The sequence below is a fragment of the Ureibacillus sp. 179-F W5.1 NHS genome (assembly GCF_045369345.1).
GTDB classification, from domain to species: Bacteria; Bacillota; Bacilli; order Bacillales_A; family Planococcaceae; genus Ureibacillus; species Ureibacillus halotolerans.
The window spans coordinates 1-16,983 of the sequence record NZ_JBIQFG010000006.1 but is presented as its reverse complement, the minus strand read 5'-3'; the positions used below and the strand labels follow the sequence as shown (position 1 = coordinate 16,983).

The following is a 16,983-nucleotide window of genomic DNA, read 5'->3' as shown; positions in this document are numbered from 1 at the left end:
TACAAAACTTTGTAATGATTATTGGAGGAATAATGGTGCAATTGATAACAGGAAAACGAAAAGAAGATTACATGAATCAATATTCCTTTCAATCTTTCTTTTCCTTTGATATTTCCCCCTTCGTTCAAGTTTGTGCATTTGAAAAAGGAGAATATATTTTCCAAGAAAGTTCCTTACCTGAATCCCTTTACTACATGGTAGAAGGAAAGGCGAAATTATATGTCACACATAAAAACGGAAAGGTATCGTTAATCAATTTTATTACCTCCCCTAGTTTTATGGGGGAAGTGGAATTATTAAATGCTCAAAAATATACAAAAGGGATTCAAGCTGTAACAAAAACGGTCTGTTTCTCAATTCCTTATAATGCATGTAAACAAAAACTACTAGCTGATTCGGTATTTTTAAGGGAACTTTGCTTATTTTTAGGCAATAAAATGACACAAACGACAAACCGATTTTCTCAAACTCAAGCATATCCCCTTGAAAATCGATTAGCCGCTTTTATTTTAATGTCTTCTGACGATAATTTTTATAAAGAAAAGCATACGGAAATTAGTGAATATTTAGGCGTGTCCTATCGACATTTACTTCACACCTTCGCCCATTTTTGTCAGTCAAACATGATTCGAAAAAGTAATAAAGGCTATGAAATTATTGATAGACAAAAGCTTCAAGAACTTGCACGGGAAGTATAAGAAAAGGGTATTCCAACATTGGAACACCCTTCTTTTTAAGCATATTTTGCAATCGTTTGTTTTAATACTTCATTTAAATTATGTAGATCTTGTTGTGTAATTGTCATTCTTATATTCGTTTCATCCACATCTAACGCTTCTGCTAAAAATCCACCAAAACCTCTCGCTTTTCGGTCTACTTGAAGTAGAATTTCTGCAGACTGAGCTGTTTGAGATAGGAAAACGAGTTCTAACTCATCGAGTCTCCCTCTAAATACTCCGCCAGTTGGAACAAATTCAAATTCTTGAAGGAATGGATAGTTTCGAGCATATTTGTAAGAAGCTTGTTCACAATCTGCTTTTCGTAATCTAAATCCAAGCTGTTGAACTTCATCTAAAATTTTTGACGCTATTTCAGATGGACGAATTTCAATGTAATCCTTATCATCTGAATCAACACCGCTACGAATATCTAATTCTGTTGCAACCCATACTTCTGTTTTCCCAACTGTAATTGGCGTATCATATGGTAATGTAAATGAAAATGGAATTATTTTTGTTTCATTGACATTAATTGTAAATGGTTCACTTACTCGGAATTTTTGAATTGGAGCTTTTGCTGTCACTTTATGATCATCAATTTCTTTAATATATGTTGTGTATAACGTTAAATAGATGGCATCAATACTTTGCTCCACATTACCACCATAAACTTCCACTTCCCCGCGGATGACTTCTCCAGCAACAAAAGATGACTTTTCTAATTTTGTATCTACTTTTGCAGCACCTACACCAATACTTGCTAACATCTTATTAAAAAATGACATTTTCAGCACTCCTACCTTTTTTAATTTCAATCTATATTTGTTTTACGTTACCGATTGAAAAAAGTTTCAATTTTGAGGATACGTTTTTTGTAAAAATTGAATGGATTGACTAATGAGTTGCTTTAATATTTCTTGATCAATATCTGTAAGTTTATTAATATAAACACAACCTTTACCAACCGTATGTTTTCCAAATCTCTCTAATAATGTTTCTCTGTCTGTATCACCAGGGGCAAAATATAAACTAATTTTTGCTTTTCTAGGTGAAAATCCAATAAGAGGAGCATCTCCTTCATGACCCGATGCATATTTGTAATGATAAGAACCAAATCCGATAATACTCGGTCCCCACATTTTCCCTTCAAACCCCGATGTTTCTTCAAAAATTTGCAATAGATGGTAGGCATCTTCCCTTTTCTTCGGACTTTCTACAGATTCAATAAATTCCATTACGCTTTGATTTGTCTTTTTTGTTTTTTGTTCATACTTACCCATAATCGACCACCTTTTAAACCACTTTTCCATATTCATTCCTATTTTAATTTTTCTACGCTCTCAGTAGTATTCCATATGGAGACTATTTTTCCCTTTAAAAAAGGAGTACTAATCCAATAGCACTCCAAATTTCTCTATAAAAACTTCGATTAATATTGATACTTCACATTCAAAGTCGCTTCAACGGTAATCGTACCTGGTTCAATCGGTGTCTCAGAAAGTCGTTGGGTCATTGCAACATTTTTCAATAAAATAGGTCCTCCTGAAGATTCCTCAACGATTTCAATCGGTTGGGGCATATAAGAAAGACGCAAAGAACTAGCGATAGCTAATGCCTTTTCATGGGCATTTTGCAGCGCCAATTGCAAAGCACTATTATAATAGGCCTCTTCATTTCTTAATTTAAATTCAAGTCCCGTTATACGATTGGCTCCACTTTTTATTGCTTGATCAATGACCATTCCGACTTCACTAATGTTATCAACTTCTACTTGAATAGCATTGGATACTTCGTAGCCTCTAAACACTTGCTTCCCTTCAATATAGTCGTAGCGGGGGAAAATATTAAAATAAGCCGTTTGAATATTTTGGCGTTCAATATTTAAAGCCAATAGAGCTTCTATAACCTGGTTCATTTTATTAGCATTTTCAGTTTGGACTTCCGTAATATTTTCTCCTTGAGTCACCACTTCAATTTGCAGTTGGGCATAATCTGGTTTTACTTCAATCTGACTATTTCCAACGACTGAAATCACCCGTACTTTGTAAGAAGGATGTTGATAAACATTTAAATGATCCAACTAATACCACCTTCCCTTTTCACATAGAACTACTATATGCATGGGAGGTAGGAATTTTGTCTAATTATAAATTATTCATTTAAATTAAGTTGCCATGAAATACCGAAAGGATCTTGTACCCAACCAAATTTCTTACTAAACCCATAACCATCTAATGGCATTAAAACTTGTCCATTTTTCGATAACTTCGCAAAGGCTTCCTCAAGCTCTTGTTCTGAATCACATTCAACAAACATCGAAAAAGACGGTGTAAAGGTGAATTCATGAGTAATGACACTATCATGACAGTAAAAGGTTTGGCCATGAATGGAAATGACTGCATTGGCAATTTTCCCTTTGTGACTTGGTTGTTCCTCCCCATACTTTGTTAGTGAAACAATATTTGTATCTTGAAATACGGTTATATAAAGATGAATTGCTTCTTCAGCTTGGCCTTGAAACATGAGGAAGGGTGTAAGTTTTGTCATTATAATACTCCTTTACTTTTCGTCGTCCTCTAGAAAGTGATACGGGGTTACTCCATCCATTCCGATTAGTGGATGAATATAAGGTGCCGTTTCCATATTTAATATAGGTGCTACAACTTCTCCGTTTACATAAAAAGCTGCTTGCTGTTCATCAACTTCTTTTAATTGCTTTACGTCTTGGGAAGAATCATTATCCTTTAATTGCTCTTCCTTCGTCATACTTTCCTCTGGATTTAACCTTACTTTTAACGTCGTTAAACGCATTAAATCATCGGTTTTCGAAAGTCCATTAGCAAAGACATCCGGTTCACCACAAAGAATTAGAAAGTTTTTCGCCCGAGTAATGCCGGTATATAAAAGATTCCGACGGAGCATTTTGGAATAACTTCTAACGATCGGCATAATCACTGTTTGGAATTCACTTCCTTGGGATTTATGAATAGAGCAGCAATAGGCAAGGGTTATTTGATTTAAATCACTTCGCTGATAAGTCACTTCATTCCCATCGTAGGAAACGACTAGTAAATCTTGTTTTTCCACTGTTTCCTTAGCCCGCATTATGGCAATTACTTCGCCCATATCCCCATTAAAAATATTACTTTCCGGTTGATTGACAAGTTGTAAAACTTTATCACCTATACGGTAAACGACATCACCAAATACGAGTTCTTTTCTCGTACCATTTTCGTTTGGATTAACTAATTCTTGAATCTTTTTATTTAACATATCAATTCCCGCAGGACCTTTGTACATAGGTGCTAAAACTTGTATATCTCGAATAGACTGTCCCTTTGCAAGGGCACTTTTCACAACTTGAGTAACGACACTAGCAATTTGATCTGCCGATGCTTTTATAAAGGAGCGATCCGTCGTTTTATTGGAAAGGGTATTTGGTATATCTCCTTTTTTAATTTGATGGGCAAGTTCAATAATCGTAGATCCTTCCGCTTGTCGGTAAACGTCAGTTAATTCTACAGTTGGTACTTGCTTTGAAGCCAATAAGTCTTTTAACACTTGGCCAGGGCCTACTGGTGGTAGTTGATCCTGATCCCCAACAAATACTACTTGAACGTCTTTGCTTAAAGCTTTTAATAGTTGATGGGCTAACCAAGTATCAACCATGGACATTTCATCGATGATGACAAGACGTCCCTCTACTTCCCGTTCCGTTTCTTCCTCTTTTTCTTGGCCGTTAAATCCAAGCAAGCGATGGATCGTCATTGCTGGCAAATCCGTTGACTCGGCTAATCTTTTTGCCGCTCTCCCAGTCGGAGCTGCTAAAACAATAGGGAAAGGCTCTTCTTTTTTTGCATAATCTTTCGGGTTTAGCGATAGCCCGTGAAGTTCAGCATATACTTCCACTAGTCCTCGAATTACCGTCGTTTTCCCCGTACCAGGTCCTCCAGTTAAAATCATGACAGAGGAATTTAAAGCACATTCAATCGCCTTTGCTTGAGTTTCAGCATAGGAAACCTCTAGTCGTTCTTCCACTTCACCAATAGCTTTTCGAACTTCATCCTTTGAAAATCTTTCTTTTTCATTTTGATTTAATAATTCTAGTATTTTCGAAGCGATGCCAATCTCACTAAAATATAAAGAAGGTAAGTAAATTCGTGTTTCTTCCCCACAAATTTTATCTTCCTCTCGCATTTCAATAATTGCCTTTGAAATTACATCATAAGGAATTTCCTGTGGTTGGCTTTGTTCAAGAATAGATTTTACATGGGGTAAAACTTGTTCTGCATCTACGTATACATGTCCGTCTGACAATGCTGCATTTGTTAAAACATGAAATATGCAAGCTTTGATCCGATCTGGATGGATTCCTTCAATCCCTAGTTTTCTGCCAAGTTCATCAGCCCGTCCAAAACCTACACCTTCCACATCTTCAATTAAGCGATATGGATTTTCCGTAAGTAGTGATATCGTTTCTTCCCGATAAGTTTGATATATTTTCATAGAAAGTTGAGGACCAAATCCCCATTCATTCAATTGGATCATGACTCGTTCCAAACCTAAATTTTGCTCCAATGTTTGGCGAATCGTCTCTTTTTTTTCTTCGTTCAGTCGCGGTACTGTATCTAATGCAGATGGATCTTCCATAATTCGCTTAATGGCATCCACCCCTAATTGATGAACAATTGTTTCGGCTGTTTTTCGCCCAATTCCAGAAAATAAATCACTTGATAAGTAATTGATAATGCCTTGTTCCGTTGCAGGCACCTCTTTAACAAATGTATCTACTTGAAATTGTTGACCGTATTTCGGATGATTTTTTAAAACCCCTGTAAAACGATATAATTCTTCCTCATTAAGTTTTGGGAAATAGCCGACCACAATAATTTCTTTATCATCATATTGTAAATTCGTTTCTTGTATTTTTACCCGAACAATCGAATACATATTTGTCGCATTATGAAAAATGGACACAATTGGACGGCCAAGAATAAACAATTTATTTACTTCAAATAAATTAAGATTTTCTGCCATCCTAATACTCCTTTTCTTGCCTTTAGTACATTTGATTTTACCATATGTCCCCTTTATGTGTCTTACAAAATCCAAAGGTCCAGTAATCTAACCTCGATATTTTTTAGTACCAATGCTATGATAATTTATAAATTGTTTTGTATATATAGACGAAAAGGTATGGAAGGGACTCGTGATATTAAGTGGAATTTAGACCTTGTATAGATTTACATGATGGACAGGTTAAACAAATCGTAGGAAGCACATTAGGTCATCAAGATCAAAACGTTGTCGAAAATTTTGTCGCAGAACAAGATTCAGCTTATTTTGCCAATATGTTTAAAAAGGACAAGTTAACAGGTGGCCATGTTATTATGCTCGGGTCAGGAAATGAAGAAGCAGCCCTTCTAGCATTGAACACCTATCCGAACGGTTTGCAAGTAGGAGGTGGCATTACAAGTGATAATGCCAAAAAATATATTGAGGCTGGAGCTTCCCATGTTATTGTAACTTCTTATATTTTCCATGATGGTATGCTCGATATGGAGCGATTACAAAAACTGGTGAACACAGTGGGAAAAGAACATATTGTCATTGATTTAAGTTGCCGTAAACGAGATGGTAAGTGGTTTGTTGTGACGGATAAATGGGCGAAATTTAGTCAATTTGAAGTAAATAAACAAACGATTCCATTTATCGAACAATATTGCGATGAATTATTAATCCATGCCGTTGATGTAGAAGGAAAAAGAAGTGGGATGCAAGAAGATTTAATTCAAGATTTAGCAAAATGGACATCCATTCCAACAACCTATGCTGGTGGGGTCCGTTCAATAGCTGATCTTAAAAAATTCAAAGAACTATCAAAGGGTAAATTGCATGTAACTATTGGAAGTGCCTTAAATATATTTGGCGGTGATTTAAGCTACCGGGATGTTATATTATATTGCAATGGAAAATAATAAAAAATCTGCTCGTTCCACGGGGAATATGTAGGATGAAACGCTGAATGCTCATTACTTAATGAATGAAAAAACGTTTTACCTACACCCGTAGAAAAGCAGATTTTTTTAATAAATAAGTTTTATAAGAACATACCTGCGATGGATGCGCTAAGTAAAGAAGCTAATGTACCTGCAATTACAGCCTTTACAGCTAATTTCGCAATGACAGGTCTTCGACTAGGAGCCATTGCACCTAAACCACCAATTAAAATTGCCATTGAGCTTAAGTTTGCAAAACCACATAATGCAAAGCTAACAATCATGACTGTTTTATCTGAAAGATTTGCGATTTCTGGTGCAAAGTTTGAATAAGCTACAAATTCATTTAAAACTAATTTTTGTCCAATGAATGAACCTGCTTGTACAGCTTCAGACCATGGTACCCCTATTGCAAAAGCAATTGGTGAGAAAATATAACCTAAAATTCCTTCTAAGGTAATTCCGTCAAATCCAAAAATACTACCAATACCACCGATAATCCCGTTAATTAAGGCAATAAGAGCGATAAATGCTAGTAACATCGCACCAACATTAACAGCAAGTTTCATTCCGTCACTCGCGCCACGAGCTGCAGCATCAATGACATTTACTGAATCTGAATCTTTTGCTAACGTAAAAGCAGAATCATCGACTTCTTCAGTTTGTGGAATCATCAGTTTCGCTAATACTAATCCTGCTGGAGCGGCCATAAAACTTGCAGCAATTAAGTATTCTAACGGTACCCCTAATAATGAATATCCAACAAGAACAGAACCTGATACAGATGCTAACCCACCTGTCATAACAGCAAACAGCTCAGATTTTGTCATTTTCCCTAAAAAAGGACGGATGACTAAAGGTGCTTCTGTTTGACCAACAAAAATATTTGCCGCTGCGTTAACAGATTCCGCTTTACTTGTCCCTAAAACTTTTGACAGTGCACCACCAATAATTTTAATGACAAATTGCATAATTCCTAAATAATACAATACGGAAATTAACGAAGAGAAGAAAATAATAATCGTCAATACGCTCAGAGCAAAAACGGTAGCACCAGTAAAATCAGGATCTGCTAAAGGTCCAAATACGAAAGAGATCCCTTCATTAGCGTAACTAATTAAATTTTGAACAGCCTCTGATATTTTTAATAATACTGTGCGGCCAAATTCCCATTTCAGCACGATAAAGGCAAAGGCTAATTGTATCGCTAAACCGGCAAATACAGTTCTCCAATTAATGGATTTACGGTTGCTTGATATTAAAAAAGCAATAATAAAAATAACTAAAATACCAATAAAACCCCATAAAATATTCATCAAGACACCTACTTCTGTAAAAACTCAAATTTTATCTCAATTATTACTCGACAAAGACCGATAATTAAAATATACGTAATATAGTATCAAATGAATGTAGAAATCATGAAATAAAAAATTATTCAAAGTTTTCATAGTTCACACAGTATTTTAAAAAGGCAGAAAAGTGGTATTTCTATTTCGACCTTATTATTTATCTAAATCATGATTTCATTCCACTTAATGACTATTTGCTAAATAAAAAAGTCGACCTTTTTTGGTCGACTTTTCCATCCTTTAATTAAACCTTTGACTAATCATATCATAAATATATTTCGCTTGATCAAAATTCGGTTCTATCGTATATGCTTCTTTTAAATGCTCCATCGCTTTTTCAGTATCCTCAGTAGCTACCGCATATAATACCCCAATATTATAATGGGCATCTGCATTTTTTGGATCTTGATCAAGAACAAATTGTAATTCTCCCTTTGCAACATCAAACATTTCCAATGAGCAAAGTAAAATACCATAAGATAATCTTATTTGTAAGTCGTTAGGGGCAAGTTCAGCTGCACGTTGCATATAAGGTAACGCTAGTTTAAATTTTTCATCCCGTTCAAAGGATTTCCCTAACATATAATAAGCATCTGCACCTTGAATTCCTAGGTCAATGGCCTTTTGGTATAGTTTCGCAGCTTCGATAAATCTTTCCGAATTGTAATATAAATTGGCTAATCCATAGTATGCTGTAGCCGTTGTTTCATCAACGGTAATTGCTTTTTGGAAAAAACGTTCTGCTCGTTCATTGTCATTCATCGCAGCAAGTAAGTTACCAAAATTCACATAACCAATCGGATCATCCGGATTATTTTCAATTGCTTCCGTAAAAGCTTTCGCTGCATCTTCATACCGTTTTTCTTGGAAAGCAAGTATTCCCTTTTCATTAAAATCCAAATTTCTCACCTCTTAAAACTAGGCTTACCGTCATCTCTTGACGATAAGCCTGAGTAGCACTTATATAGTATTTCATTCTTTCGTTTCATGAAAACAATCAAAACGATTACTTTATTTGCGTTTGTCATCCTACATAAGTTAATTTTTCACTATCTTTAAACACTTCATCAATTGTACCACCACCGAGACATTCTTCCCCATTATATAAAACAACAGCTTGTCCAGGTGTAATAGCTCTTACAGGTTCTGCAAAAGTAATATGAGCTCGACCATCTTCTAATAGTTCAACTTCCACCGGCGTATCATCTTGACGATAACGGAATTTTGCTGTGCAACTAAATTTAGAAGGCTTTGGTTGATCGGAGGTAAAACTCATTTTCACAGCATTTAATGATGTGGAATAGAGGGCATCGTGATGGAAACCTTGACCAACATACAACACATTTCGTTGTAAATCTTTCCCTAGTACAAACCAAGGATCACCGTCTCCTCCAATACCTAAACCGTGGCGTTGACCAATTGTATAATACATTAAGCCATCATGAGTTCCCATGACACGACCATCAAAAGTTTCCATTTTACCTGGTTGGGCAGGTAAATATTGACTTAAAAATTCTTTAAAGTTCCGTTCGCCGATAAAGCAAATCCCTGTCGAATCTTTTTTCTTTGCAGTAGCTAATCCTGCTTCTTCCGCAATTTTACGAACTTCCGGTTTTGCTATATCGCCAATTGGGAACATAACATGTTTTAATTGCTCTTGAGATAGTTGATTTAAGAAATATGTTTGATCTTTATTGTTATCAACACCGCGCAGCATCAACACTTCTCCGTCCCGTTCTTCCACTCGGGCATAATGACCTGTCGCTAAATAATCCGCCCCTAATTTCATCGCATGATCTAGGAAAGCTTTAAATTTAATTTCTTTATTACACATAACATCTGGGTTTGGTGTACGACCTGCTTTATATTCTTCTAAAAAGTAGGTAAATACTTTATCCCAATATTGTTTTTCAAAATTAACCGCATAATAAGGGATTCCAATTTGATTACATACTTTGATTACATCATCGTAATCTTCTGTAGCTGTACATACACCAAATTCGTCTGTATCATCCCAGTTTTTCATAAAAATCCCGATTACGTCATATCCTTGTTGCTTTAATAAATAGGCAGCAACAGAGGAATCAACCCCACCTGACATTCCAACAACAACGCGGATTTGTGATGGGTCTCTTGTTTCTACCATTGTCGTTTCACCTTTTCTCTATTAGTTCGCAAGTCTTTTTACAATTGCTGCTGTTCGACGAGCTGCCTCTTCAATTAACTCCTTCGTCAAACCTAATCCAAAACTAAAACGAATAGAATTACGTAGCTCAGCAGCATCTTTTCCAAACATAGCAACGAGTACATGGGATGGATCAATAGATCCTGCTGTACAAGCAGAACCGCTTGATGCATAAACACCCGCCATATCTAAATTAACTAAAAAGGACTCTACTTCCATCCCTTTAAAGCTAATATTTAACACATGATGTAATACATGTTCCTTATTTCCATTTACTTTATATTGAATACTTTCTTCGTCTAAAATTTGTAAAAATAGTTGACGAAATTGTTGTAATTGCTCATTCTTTGTTTCCATTTCCCGTTGAGCAATTTCGACTGCCTTTGCGAATCCAACGGCAGCTGGAACATTTTCTGTACCTGCTCTTCTTTTCTTCTCTTGAGAGCCTCCAAAAAATGTTGCCACTAATGGGGTGCCAGTTCGTTGATATAAAAAACCAATCCCTTTAGGACCATTTAATTTATGACTTGATACGCTTAGTAAATCAACTTGTAATTGATCAACGTCCAATTTTTCGATGCCAAAAGCTTGGACTGCATCCGTATGGAAAATCGCCTGATGGTCCTTTAATAATTCACCAATTTCTGCAATCGGTTGAATTGTTCCAACCTCATTATTGCCATACATAATTGTAACTAATATCGTATCCTCTCGAAGCTCATTTTTAAAAGTTTCCAGCGAAATACGACCACTTTCATCAACTGGTAAATATGTTACATCAAAGCCTTCTTTTTCCAACTTTTCACATGCATTTAATACAGCATGGTGTTCAATTTGCGTTGTGATAATGTGTTTTCCCTGATACTTCAAACTATTTACAACGCCAAAAATAGCCGTGTTATCCGCCTCAGTTCCACCACTCGTAAAAATGATTTCTGTATCTTTTGCACCGATTGCCTTTGCAAGTATAGTACGAGCATCATCTAATACCTTTCGCGCTTGTCTACCTGCTGTATGAATGCTAGAAGGGTTTCCATAGGTTTGTTCAAAAGCTGATGCCAGCGCTTGAATGACTTCTGGATGCATAGGTGAAGTCGCTGCATGGTCTAGATATATTGTTTCCATTGTCATTAAAAGCTCCTTTAATCTTGAATCCACTTTCGTTTATATTAAATATAAAACATATAACCGTCGAATTCGGTTTCTTCATCGTGTCTTGCTAAATCTTCAATCGAAGTTGTATCAAGGACATTTTTTACAGCATCGCGGATTCGAATCCATAATTGTTGTTGCGGTGCTTCTTCATTTTCAATTCCTTCTACAGGTTGAATTGGTCCTTCTAAAACTTTAATTACATCTGCAGCGGAAATTTTACTTGGTGGTAATGCTAATAAATACCCTCCATAAGCTCCACGGACACTTTTTACTAAACCAGCAATACGAAGGGGAGAAACCAGTTGCTCTAAATAGGCTTCAGATAAATCTTTTTCTGCTGCAATTTGGCGCAATGGAATTGGTCCTTCTCCATAATGTTTTGCTAATTCAATCATAATCGTTAGTCCATATCTACCCTTTGTAGAAATTTTCATTATAACACCTCTATTTTTCTTGTCCATTTCTATGCTCAAGTATATCATATATCCTTTAATTCCACTTGGAAAAGGTCTAATATTAAATATAGTAAAAGGAATCTTTGGAGGATGAAGACATGCAAAACGAACCTTTAGCATTTCGAATGCGACCTCGTAACTTAAATGAAGTCGTCGGACAACAACACATAATCGGAAAAGACACTGCCCTTTATAAAATGATTGAAAATGGTCATGTCCCTTCAATGCTTTTATATGGAGAGCCCGGAATTGGGAAAACCTCCATTGCAAACGCCATTGCTGGTAGTTCGAAACTTCCTTTTTTCTCGTTAAATGCAACCCATGCGGGGAAAAAGGATGTAGAACAAATTGTGTCAGAAGCGCGACTTGTTGGGAAAGTGATTTTATTTCTCGATGAAATTCATCGGTTTAATAAATTACAACAGGATACGTTATTACCCCACGTAGAAAATGGATCCATCATTTTAATAGGAGCTACGACCGAAAATCCTTTTCATGATGTAAATCCAGCCATCCGATCACGTTGTGGGGAAATTCTTCAACTGAAACGGCTCTCTCAAGATGATATCGCTAAGTTAATATCAAACGCCCTTGAAGACGAAGAAAGAGGTTTAGGGAAAATCGATATCGTCATATCTGAGGAACAAATTCAAAAAATAGCCCTCGCTTCAAACGGAGATGCAAGAAAAGCATTAACATTATTAGAATCAATTTATTACGCCTCTGACGAAGTTGATAATAAAACGATTGTTCAAGATCATATTGTAGAACATTTATCGGAACGAATTGGCGTTTATGGTGATAAAGGTGGTTCCCACTTTTATAATTTACTATCTGCCTTGCAAAAATCGGTACGTGGTAGTGATACGAATGCAGCAATTTACTATTTAGCCCATCTTCTCGAAAATGGAGATTTAATCGCTGTTTGTAGAAGACTTCTTGTCATGGCATATGAGGATATCGGATTAGCAAATTCAGCAGTTGGCGCCCATGTTTATGCTGCAACTGAAGCAGCTAAAACTTTAGGGCTACCCGAGGCTCGCATCCCATTGGCCAACGCAGTTATTGAAATGTGTTTATCGCCGAAATCTAATTCTGCCTACTCTGCATTAGATGCGGCAATTTCTGCAATTCACGAAGGTAAAACGGGAGAAATTCCGCTCCACCTCCGGGATGGTCATTATGCAGGAGCGAAAACGTTGGGACATGTCGGTTATAAATATCCCCATGATTATCCCCTTGGCACCTTTGGAGGCTGGGTTGATCAACAATATTTGCCAGATAACGTAGCAAATGAAGAATTTTATAAACCTGTTATTGCTGGTGAAGAAAAACGAATGGCTGCTATTTATGATAAATTGAAATCATTTAAAAAAGGAACTTAAAAAAAGAAGTTGCCCCCGACAATGAGGAGCAACTTCTTTTTCCCTATTTTAAAGGCTTTTTGAACTATTACAAAAGTTTTAATTAAAAATTTTTCAAAAGAGGTTGTTATTTGTCTCCATTAAACCCCTTTAGTAATTGTAAATCAAATTCAAACATCAATAGACGACCGACAAGTTGTTCATCGTGTTACTTTGGTTGTTTTTCCTTTTCAACTAATTCAAAAAAAGTAGGGATGCTGTGAAATTTTTTTGTTCTTAATCCTTCTAAAATTTTCGTAACAATTTCTTGTTCCAAATCTTCACGATATCTCGCATCCGTTTGATACAATTCTTTCTTTATTTTCGGCCTTAGAAGTTCCAACAATTCCAATGGAGATATATATTCTTTAATCATAATCACTCCTTGTTTTTTATTAATTCTACTTCCGTCGCCAACTTTTGAATCGTTTGTTCTAGACCTTCAATCTTCTTTTCAAAGCGAAGTAATAAGTAAATCGAGACAGCAATCGGGAAACCAATGTTACTAATTAAGTTAATTAATTGACCCTCATCAAGCATCGATCATTCGCCTCACTTTCGCTAAAGCATTATTTTTTGATTTTGATATTGCTTGTTGCGTGACATTCAATTTTTTACTTATTTCTGTATCGGAATAATTAATAATGAATGATAGATATAAAATGTGCTTTTGTCTCTCGTTTAACGAAAGAATTGCTTTATATAAATTAGGATTTTGAATATGTTGTTCTAAGTCATCTTCAATTTGTTCATAAAAACTTTTTGTTGCAGATTCATCTACGATAAGTTCTTTTAAAGTGATAGACCCTTCGTTATTAGATTCATTGCCTGTACTATCCAAATTTAATACATATCGCTGATCATACTTTCTTCTTTCTATATCAAAGTTGCGAGCGGTATAGTGGATAATTTTTGAGAAATAGGCTACGGCTCGAATGCGAATATAAAATTGGATAAAACGGTCATTAATCATTTGTTTTATACAATCATTCGGTGTACGACAGTATTGTTTATATAATTCCAAATGTTCTGCGTCTGCTAAAAAAGCTTTTAATAATGGGTTCTTAAATTGAATTTCCACTATCATCATCCCTCCTTAACAATAGAACATTTGTTTTATTAAATTATAAAAGGAAACGATAAAAGCCTAAAAGAGTACATATACCATATTCTTGGAATTATTTTTAGAAAATGTTCCTATTATTTCGACCAAATTTGTAAATAACTTTACGAATTTTAAACCGGAAAAACCTAGGACTATTGGAAAGGTAGAATTTTTTGTATGAGGCTATAGATAGTTTAAGAAAATTTTTTACTTTGAGGTGTAATAATTTGTTTAGTTACTTTATAAAGGACAATCTAGCACAAAAATAACAACCCTTAGAACAACTTTGAACGATAAAAATTATTGAAAAATTGTAAAAAACGCATATGAATAACATATAAATGTTATACGAATAAATAAAATTGCCATTCTTCAATAATTCTTTTCATAAAAAAAGGTAAAATTGCCAAAGCAATTTTACCTTTTTTTATGATTTAACGATTCATGGAATAAGTGGAAAAAGTTTTTATACAATCTATTACTCGATTATTTTGAGCAACAATCATTTTTTCAAATTCCCCATGTTTTCCATTATAAAGTTCTATATTTTCATAACTAGTTGTTACTTCTTTTAAAAATTCAGCATGATCTTCTAAATGGACATCCGGAATACAATTGGCAGCTACCGTTAACAAGTTTAAAATTTCTTTCTTCACATCTCGTCCTAGATTAACTTGTACATGATAGTGAGAAATTGTATGGAAATAAAGTAATTTACATACAACATTCATATATAATACCCAATAAGTATTTTCCTTTGGCAATTCCCCATTCGCCTTTACATAATGATTAAAGTGATTGACTGCACTATTTACTAATTCATCTAAGTTCGTATAAGCTTTCTCCCAATTTTGAGTTGTATCAATATAGTTAAATACAATCTCTTCCATACGGTCATTTAGCTCCACTAAATTTAACGCATTATTTGTCATTGGAACTTTTGTTGACATTTCCATTCCTCCCCTATTCCCCATAAAACTTTAGGTACCCATACTATACCAACATTGTTCTGAAATTTTTTCTTAAAATAAAAATTTACTAAAAAAATGTGATATATATGTGAAATTACTTCATTTTTGAAGATTATTCAACTGCTAATTTCAGAAATTTCATTCCAAAGGCACCGAATTTATTATTTTATTAAAACAATTTTATTCCCGAAGATTGTAATTTATCTATATATTTTGTATATAAATAATGATTTTTTATTTTTTCTTCATTCAACTGATCCATTTTCTCAACTTCGAAAATATTTGATTTCTCATATTTTAATATGTAATTTCTTGACCCGTAAAAGTACCATGTATAGCCGCTATATTCATTTTGAATTACTTCATCGCAATGGAGCGTCAAAAAATGTTTATCATTTAAAACATCAATCATTTTAAAGAACCCTTCGCTCAACTGATAGCTTTTCGTTGAAAAATGATATTCCGGTTCTACAACCTTGTTTGTATCCAATACATGTATTCTTTGAAATTCCCAATCGATTGCTAACTCAACTGTACTTATTTCATCTAATATATTTAAGCCTCTATATTCCAGCTCCGTAAAATTGTCCAATCTACTTTCTCCTTTATATAATTAGGTTTGAAGCTATTTAACATGTAAAAAGGGTAACCCGTATTTTAGGTTACCCAACTATTATAAAGTATTTATTGTTGAACTCGTGTAATTTTTACATCTTTTAATATGTCATTAATGACCCAACTTGCTGCAATTAACCCAGCAACGGAAGGAACAAAGGCATTGGATGAAGGTGGCATTTTAGCTTTTCGTATTTGGGCATTAGGATTTCCTACCTCTTCAACCACATCAGGACGAACAACAATAGGTGATTCATCTGAGAAAACAACCATGACTCCTTTATGAATTCCTTCTTTACGAAGCTTTGTACGAATTACTTTAGCTAACGGATCTGTATGGGTTTTTGAAATGTCGGCAATTTTAAATCGAGTTGGATCCATTTTATTTGCAGCACCCATGCTAGAAATGATTGGAATGTTTCGTTTTAAACATTCTTTCATTAAATGGATTTTATACATTACTGTATCTGATGCATCAATAACATAGTCAATTCCTTGTTCGAAAAATTTTTCATAAGTATCTTCTGTATAGAACATATGCATATCGATTACTTCACAATCAGGATTGATGTCTGCAATTCGTTCTTTCATAATGTGAGATTTAGATTTTCCAACTGTAGAAAGGTACGCTACTAATTGGCGATTTATATTTGTAATATCGACATTATCTTTATCAACTAAAATAATACGTCCGACTCCACTGCGGGCGCATGCCTCTGCAGCAAAAGAACCTACACCACCGATTCCTAATATGGCAACTGTTGTATTGTTTAATTTTTCAAGTCCTTCTTTTCCAATCGCAAGTTCGTTTCTTGAAAACTGATGTAACATATTTTATGCCTCTCAATCTATATTTTACTAATCGGAATTATAACATATAGCCCATTATACTGTAAATTTGTATCGAAACAATCAAAAGTATACGAAAAAGAGATACGCACAAAAATAAAGAGGCTGGGACAAAACCCTCCTCTAAATAAAAAAAGCCGGTGAAATTTTACGAAAAGTAAAATTTCACCGGCTT

Annotated in this window: 19 protein-coding genes; 3 read left to right on the top strand and 16 right to left on the bottom strand. The window is 34.8% G+C overall.

The features are described from left to right. Window positions 1–35: 35 nt before the first annotated feature. Window positions 36–698 carry a transcriptional regulator YeiL gene (gene yeiL, locus ACH0B5_RS04605; RefSeq protein ID WP_241559283.1) on the top strand — a complete coding sequence of 221 codons (663 nt, stop codon included), beginning with the start codon at window positions 36–38 and terminating at the stop codon, window positions 696–698. A 35-nt stretch (window positions 699–733) separates the two neighbouring features. Here yeiL and ACH0B5_RS04600 read toward each other — a convergent pair whose 3' ends face one another. The 5 genes from ACH0B5_RS04600 to recD2 form a co-directional block, all read right to left on the bottom strand. Continuing rightward, window positions 734–1,504 carry a sporulation protein gene (locus ACH0B5_RS04600; protein ID WP_122971397.1) on the bottom strand — a complete coding sequence of 257 codons (771 nt, stop codon included), beginning with the start codon at window positions 1,502–1,504 and terminating at the stop codon, window positions 734–736. A gap of 66 nt (window positions 1,505–1,570) precedes the next feature. Continuing rightward, window positions 1,571–1,999 (bottom strand): DUF1801 domain-containing protein, encoded by a 429-nt coding sequence (locus tag ACH0B5_RS04595; RefSeq protein WP_122971398.1) that lies wholly within the window; start codon window positions 1,997–1,999, stop codon window positions 1,571–1,573. A 149-nt stretch (window positions 2,000–2,148) separates the two neighbouring features. After that, complete coding sequence (locus ACH0B5_RS04590) at window positions 2,149–2,799, bottom strand: SIMPL domain-containing protein (RefSeq protein WP_122971399.1); 651 nt, start codon at window positions 2,797–2,799, stop codon at window positions 2,149–2,151. Window positions 2,800–2,870: 71 nt separating this feature from the next. Then, on the bottom strand, window positions 2,871–3,266 hold the full coding sequence (locus ACH0B5_RS04585; RefSeq protein ID WP_122971400.1) for a VOC family protein: 396 nt from the start codon (window positions 3,264–3,266) through the stop codon (window positions 2,871–2,873). A gap of 12 nt (window positions 3,267–3,278) precedes the next feature. Then, entirely contained in the window at window positions 3,279–5,756 is a 2,478-nt protein-coding gene (gene recD2 / locus ACH0B5_RS04580) for an SF1B family DNA helicase RecD2 (RefSeq protein ID WP_122971401.1), read from the bottom strand. Between the two features lie 182 nt (window positions 5,757–5,938). On the opposite strand from recD2, the gene hisA reads away from it, so the two are divergent. After that, window positions 5,939–6,697, top strand: a complete 759-nt coding sequence (hisA, locus tag ACH0B5_RS04575) for a phosphoribosylformimino-5-aminoimidazole carboxamide ribotide isomerase (RefSeq protein ID WP_122971402.1) — start codon at window positions 5,939–5,941, stop codon at window positions 6,695–6,697. Window positions 6,698–6,819: 122 nt separating this feature from the next. On the opposite strand, the gene ACH0B5_RS04570 is transcribed toward hisA, so the two are convergent. The 5 genes from ACH0B5_RS04570 to cymR form a co-directional block, all read right to left on the bottom strand. Beyond that, window positions 6,820–8,034, bottom strand: a complete 1,215-nt coding sequence (locus ACH0B5_RS04570) for a NupC/NupG family nucleoside CNT transporter (protein WP_122971403.1) — start codon at window positions 8,032–8,034, stop codon at window positions 6,820–6,822. Between the two features lie 276 nt (window positions 8,035–8,310). After that, window positions 8,311–8,970, bottom strand: a complete 660-nt coding sequence (locus ACH0B5_RS04565; RefSeq protein WP_122971404.1) for a tetratricopeptide repeat protein — start codon at window positions 8,968–8,970, stop codon at window positions 8,311–8,313. A gap of 124 nt (window positions 8,971–9,094) precedes the next feature. Continuing rightward, a complete protein-coding gene (gene mnmA / locus ACH0B5_RS04560; protein ID WP_122971405.1) occupies window positions 9,095–10,216 on the bottom strand; it encodes a tRNA 2-thiouridine(34) synthase MnmA in 1,122 nt (373 codons plus the stop codon). A gap of 21 nt (window positions 10,217–10,237) precedes the next feature. Further along, entirely contained in the window at window positions 10,238–11,380 is a 1,143-nt protein-coding gene (locus ACH0B5_RS04555; RefSeq protein WP_406927468.1) for a cysteine desulfurase family protein, read from the bottom strand. Between the two features lie 44 nt (window positions 11,381–11,424). Next, the gene (gene cymR, locus ACH0B5_RS04550) at window positions 11,425–11,844 is read right to left on the bottom strand and encodes a cysteine metabolism transcriptional regulator CymR (protein ID WP_122971406.1); all 420 of its coding nucleotides are present in this window, start codon (window positions 11,842–11,844) and stop codon (window positions 11,425–11,427) included. Window positions 11,845–11,963: 119 nt separating this feature from the next. Between cymR and ACH0B5_RS04545 the strand changes: the two genes are divergently transcribed. Then, window positions 11,964–13,250 carry a replication-associated recombination protein A gene (locus ACH0B5_RS04545; RefSeq protein WP_122971407.1) on the top strand — a complete coding sequence of 429 codons (1,287 nt, stop codon included), beginning with the start codon at window positions 11,964–11,966 and terminating at the stop codon, window positions 13,248–13,250. A gap of 187 nt (window positions 13,251–13,437) precedes the next feature. Here the strand turns inward: ACH0B5_RS04545 and ACH0B5_RS04540 are convergent, their stop codons facing one another. From ACH0B5_RS04540 to ACH0B5_RS04515, 6 genes are all read right to left on the bottom strand, one after another. After that, on the bottom strand, window positions 13,438–13,644 hold the full coding sequence (locus ACH0B5_RS04540; protein WP_122971408.1) for a hypothetical protein: 207 nt from the start codon (window positions 13,642–13,644) through the stop codon (window positions 13,438–13,440). A gap of 2 nt (window positions 13,645–13,646) precedes the next feature. After that, the gene (locus ACH0B5_RS04535; protein ID WP_122971409.1) at window positions 13,647–13,808 is read right to left on the bottom strand and encodes a YvrJ family protein; all 162 of its coding nucleotides are present in this window, start codon (window positions 13,806–13,808) and stop codon (window positions 13,647–13,649) included. After that, the gene (locus tag ACH0B5_RS04530) at window positions 13,801–14,349 is read right to left on the bottom strand and encodes a sigma-70 family RNA polymerase sigma factor (protein WP_158599672.1); all 549 of its coding nucleotides are present in this window, start codon (window positions 14,347–14,349) and stop codon (window positions 13,801–13,803) included. Before ACH0B5_RS04530 ends, ACH0B5_RS04535 begins: the two co-directional genes overlap by 8 nt. A gap of 458 nt (window positions 14,350–14,807) precedes the next feature. Further along, window positions 14,808–15,323, bottom strand: a complete 516-nt coding sequence (locus tag ACH0B5_RS04525; RefSeq protein ID WP_122971411.1) for a hypothetical protein — start codon at window positions 15,321–15,323, stop codon at window positions 14,808–14,810. Window positions 15,324–15,513: 190 nt separating this feature from the next. Next, window positions 15,514–15,936 (bottom strand): hypothetical protein, encoded by a 423-nt coding sequence (locus tag ACH0B5_RS04520; RefSeq protein WP_122971412.1) that lies wholly within the window; start codon window positions 15,934–15,936, stop codon window positions 15,514–15,516. Window positions 15,937–16,028: 92 nt separating this feature from the next. Next, entirely contained in the window at window positions 16,029–16,790 is a 762-nt protein-coding gene (locus tag ACH0B5_RS04515; RefSeq protein ID WP_122971413.1) for a tRNA threonylcarbamoyladenosine dehydratase, read from the bottom strand. Window positions 16,791–16,983: the final 193 nt, after the last annotated feature.

Excerpts from the sequence above, each read along its gene's own strand:
- cymR (WP_122971406.1), bottom strand. The coding sequence starts at position 11,844 with ATGAAAATTTCTACAAAGGGTAGATATGGACTAACGATTATGATTGAA.
- ACH0B5_RS04585 (WP_122971400.1), bottom strand. The coding sequence starts at position 3,266 with ATGACAAAACTTACACCCTTCCTCATGTTTCAAGGCCAAGCTGAAGAA.
- recD2 (WP_122971401.1), bottom strand. The coding sequence starts at position 5,756 with ATGGCAGAAAATCTTAATTTATTTGAAGTAAATAAATTGTTTATTCTT.
- ACH0B5_RS04540 (WP_122971408.1), bottom strand. The coding sequence starts at position 13,644 with ATGATTAAAGAATATATATCTCCATTGGAATTGTTGGAACTTCTAAGG.
- ACH0B5_RS04595 (WP_122971398.1), bottom strand. The coding sequence starts at position 1,999 with ATGGGTAAGTATGAACAAAAAACAAAAAAGACAAATCAAAGCGTAATG.
- ACH0B5_RS04515 (WP_122971413.1), bottom strand. The coding sequence starts at position 16,790 with ATGTTACATCAGTTTTCAAGAAACGAACTTGCGATTGGAAAAGAAGGA.
- ACH0B5_RS04555 (WP_406927468.1), bottom strand. The coding sequence starts at position 11,380 with ATGGAAACAATATATCTAGACCATGCAGCGACTTCACCTATGCATCCA.
- ACH0B5_RS04525 (WP_122971411.1), bottom strand. The coding sequence starts at position 15,323 with ATGTCAACAAAAGTTCCAATGACAAATAATGCGTTAAATTTAGTGGAG.
- ACH0B5_RS04545 (WP_122971407.1), top strand. The coding sequence starts at position 11,964 with ATGCAAAACGAACCTTTAGCATTTCGAATGCGACCTCGTAACTTAAAT.
- ACH0B5_RS04570 (WP_122971403.1), bottom strand. The coding sequence starts at position 8,034 with ATGAATATTTTATGGGGTTTTATTGGTATTTTAGTTATTTTTATTATT.
- mnmA (WP_122971405.1), bottom strand. The coding sequence starts at position 10,216 with ATGGTAGAAACAAGAGACCCATCACAAATCCGCGTTGTTGTTGGAATG.
- ACH0B5_RS04600 (WP_122971397.1), bottom strand. The coding sequence starts at position 1,504 with ATGTCATTTTTTAATAAGATGTTAGCAAGTATTGGTGTAGGTGCTGCA.
- ACH0B5_RS04535 (WP_122971409.1), bottom strand. The coding sequence starts at position 13,808 with ATGCTTGATGAGGGTCAATTAATTAACTTAATTAGTAACATTGGTTTC.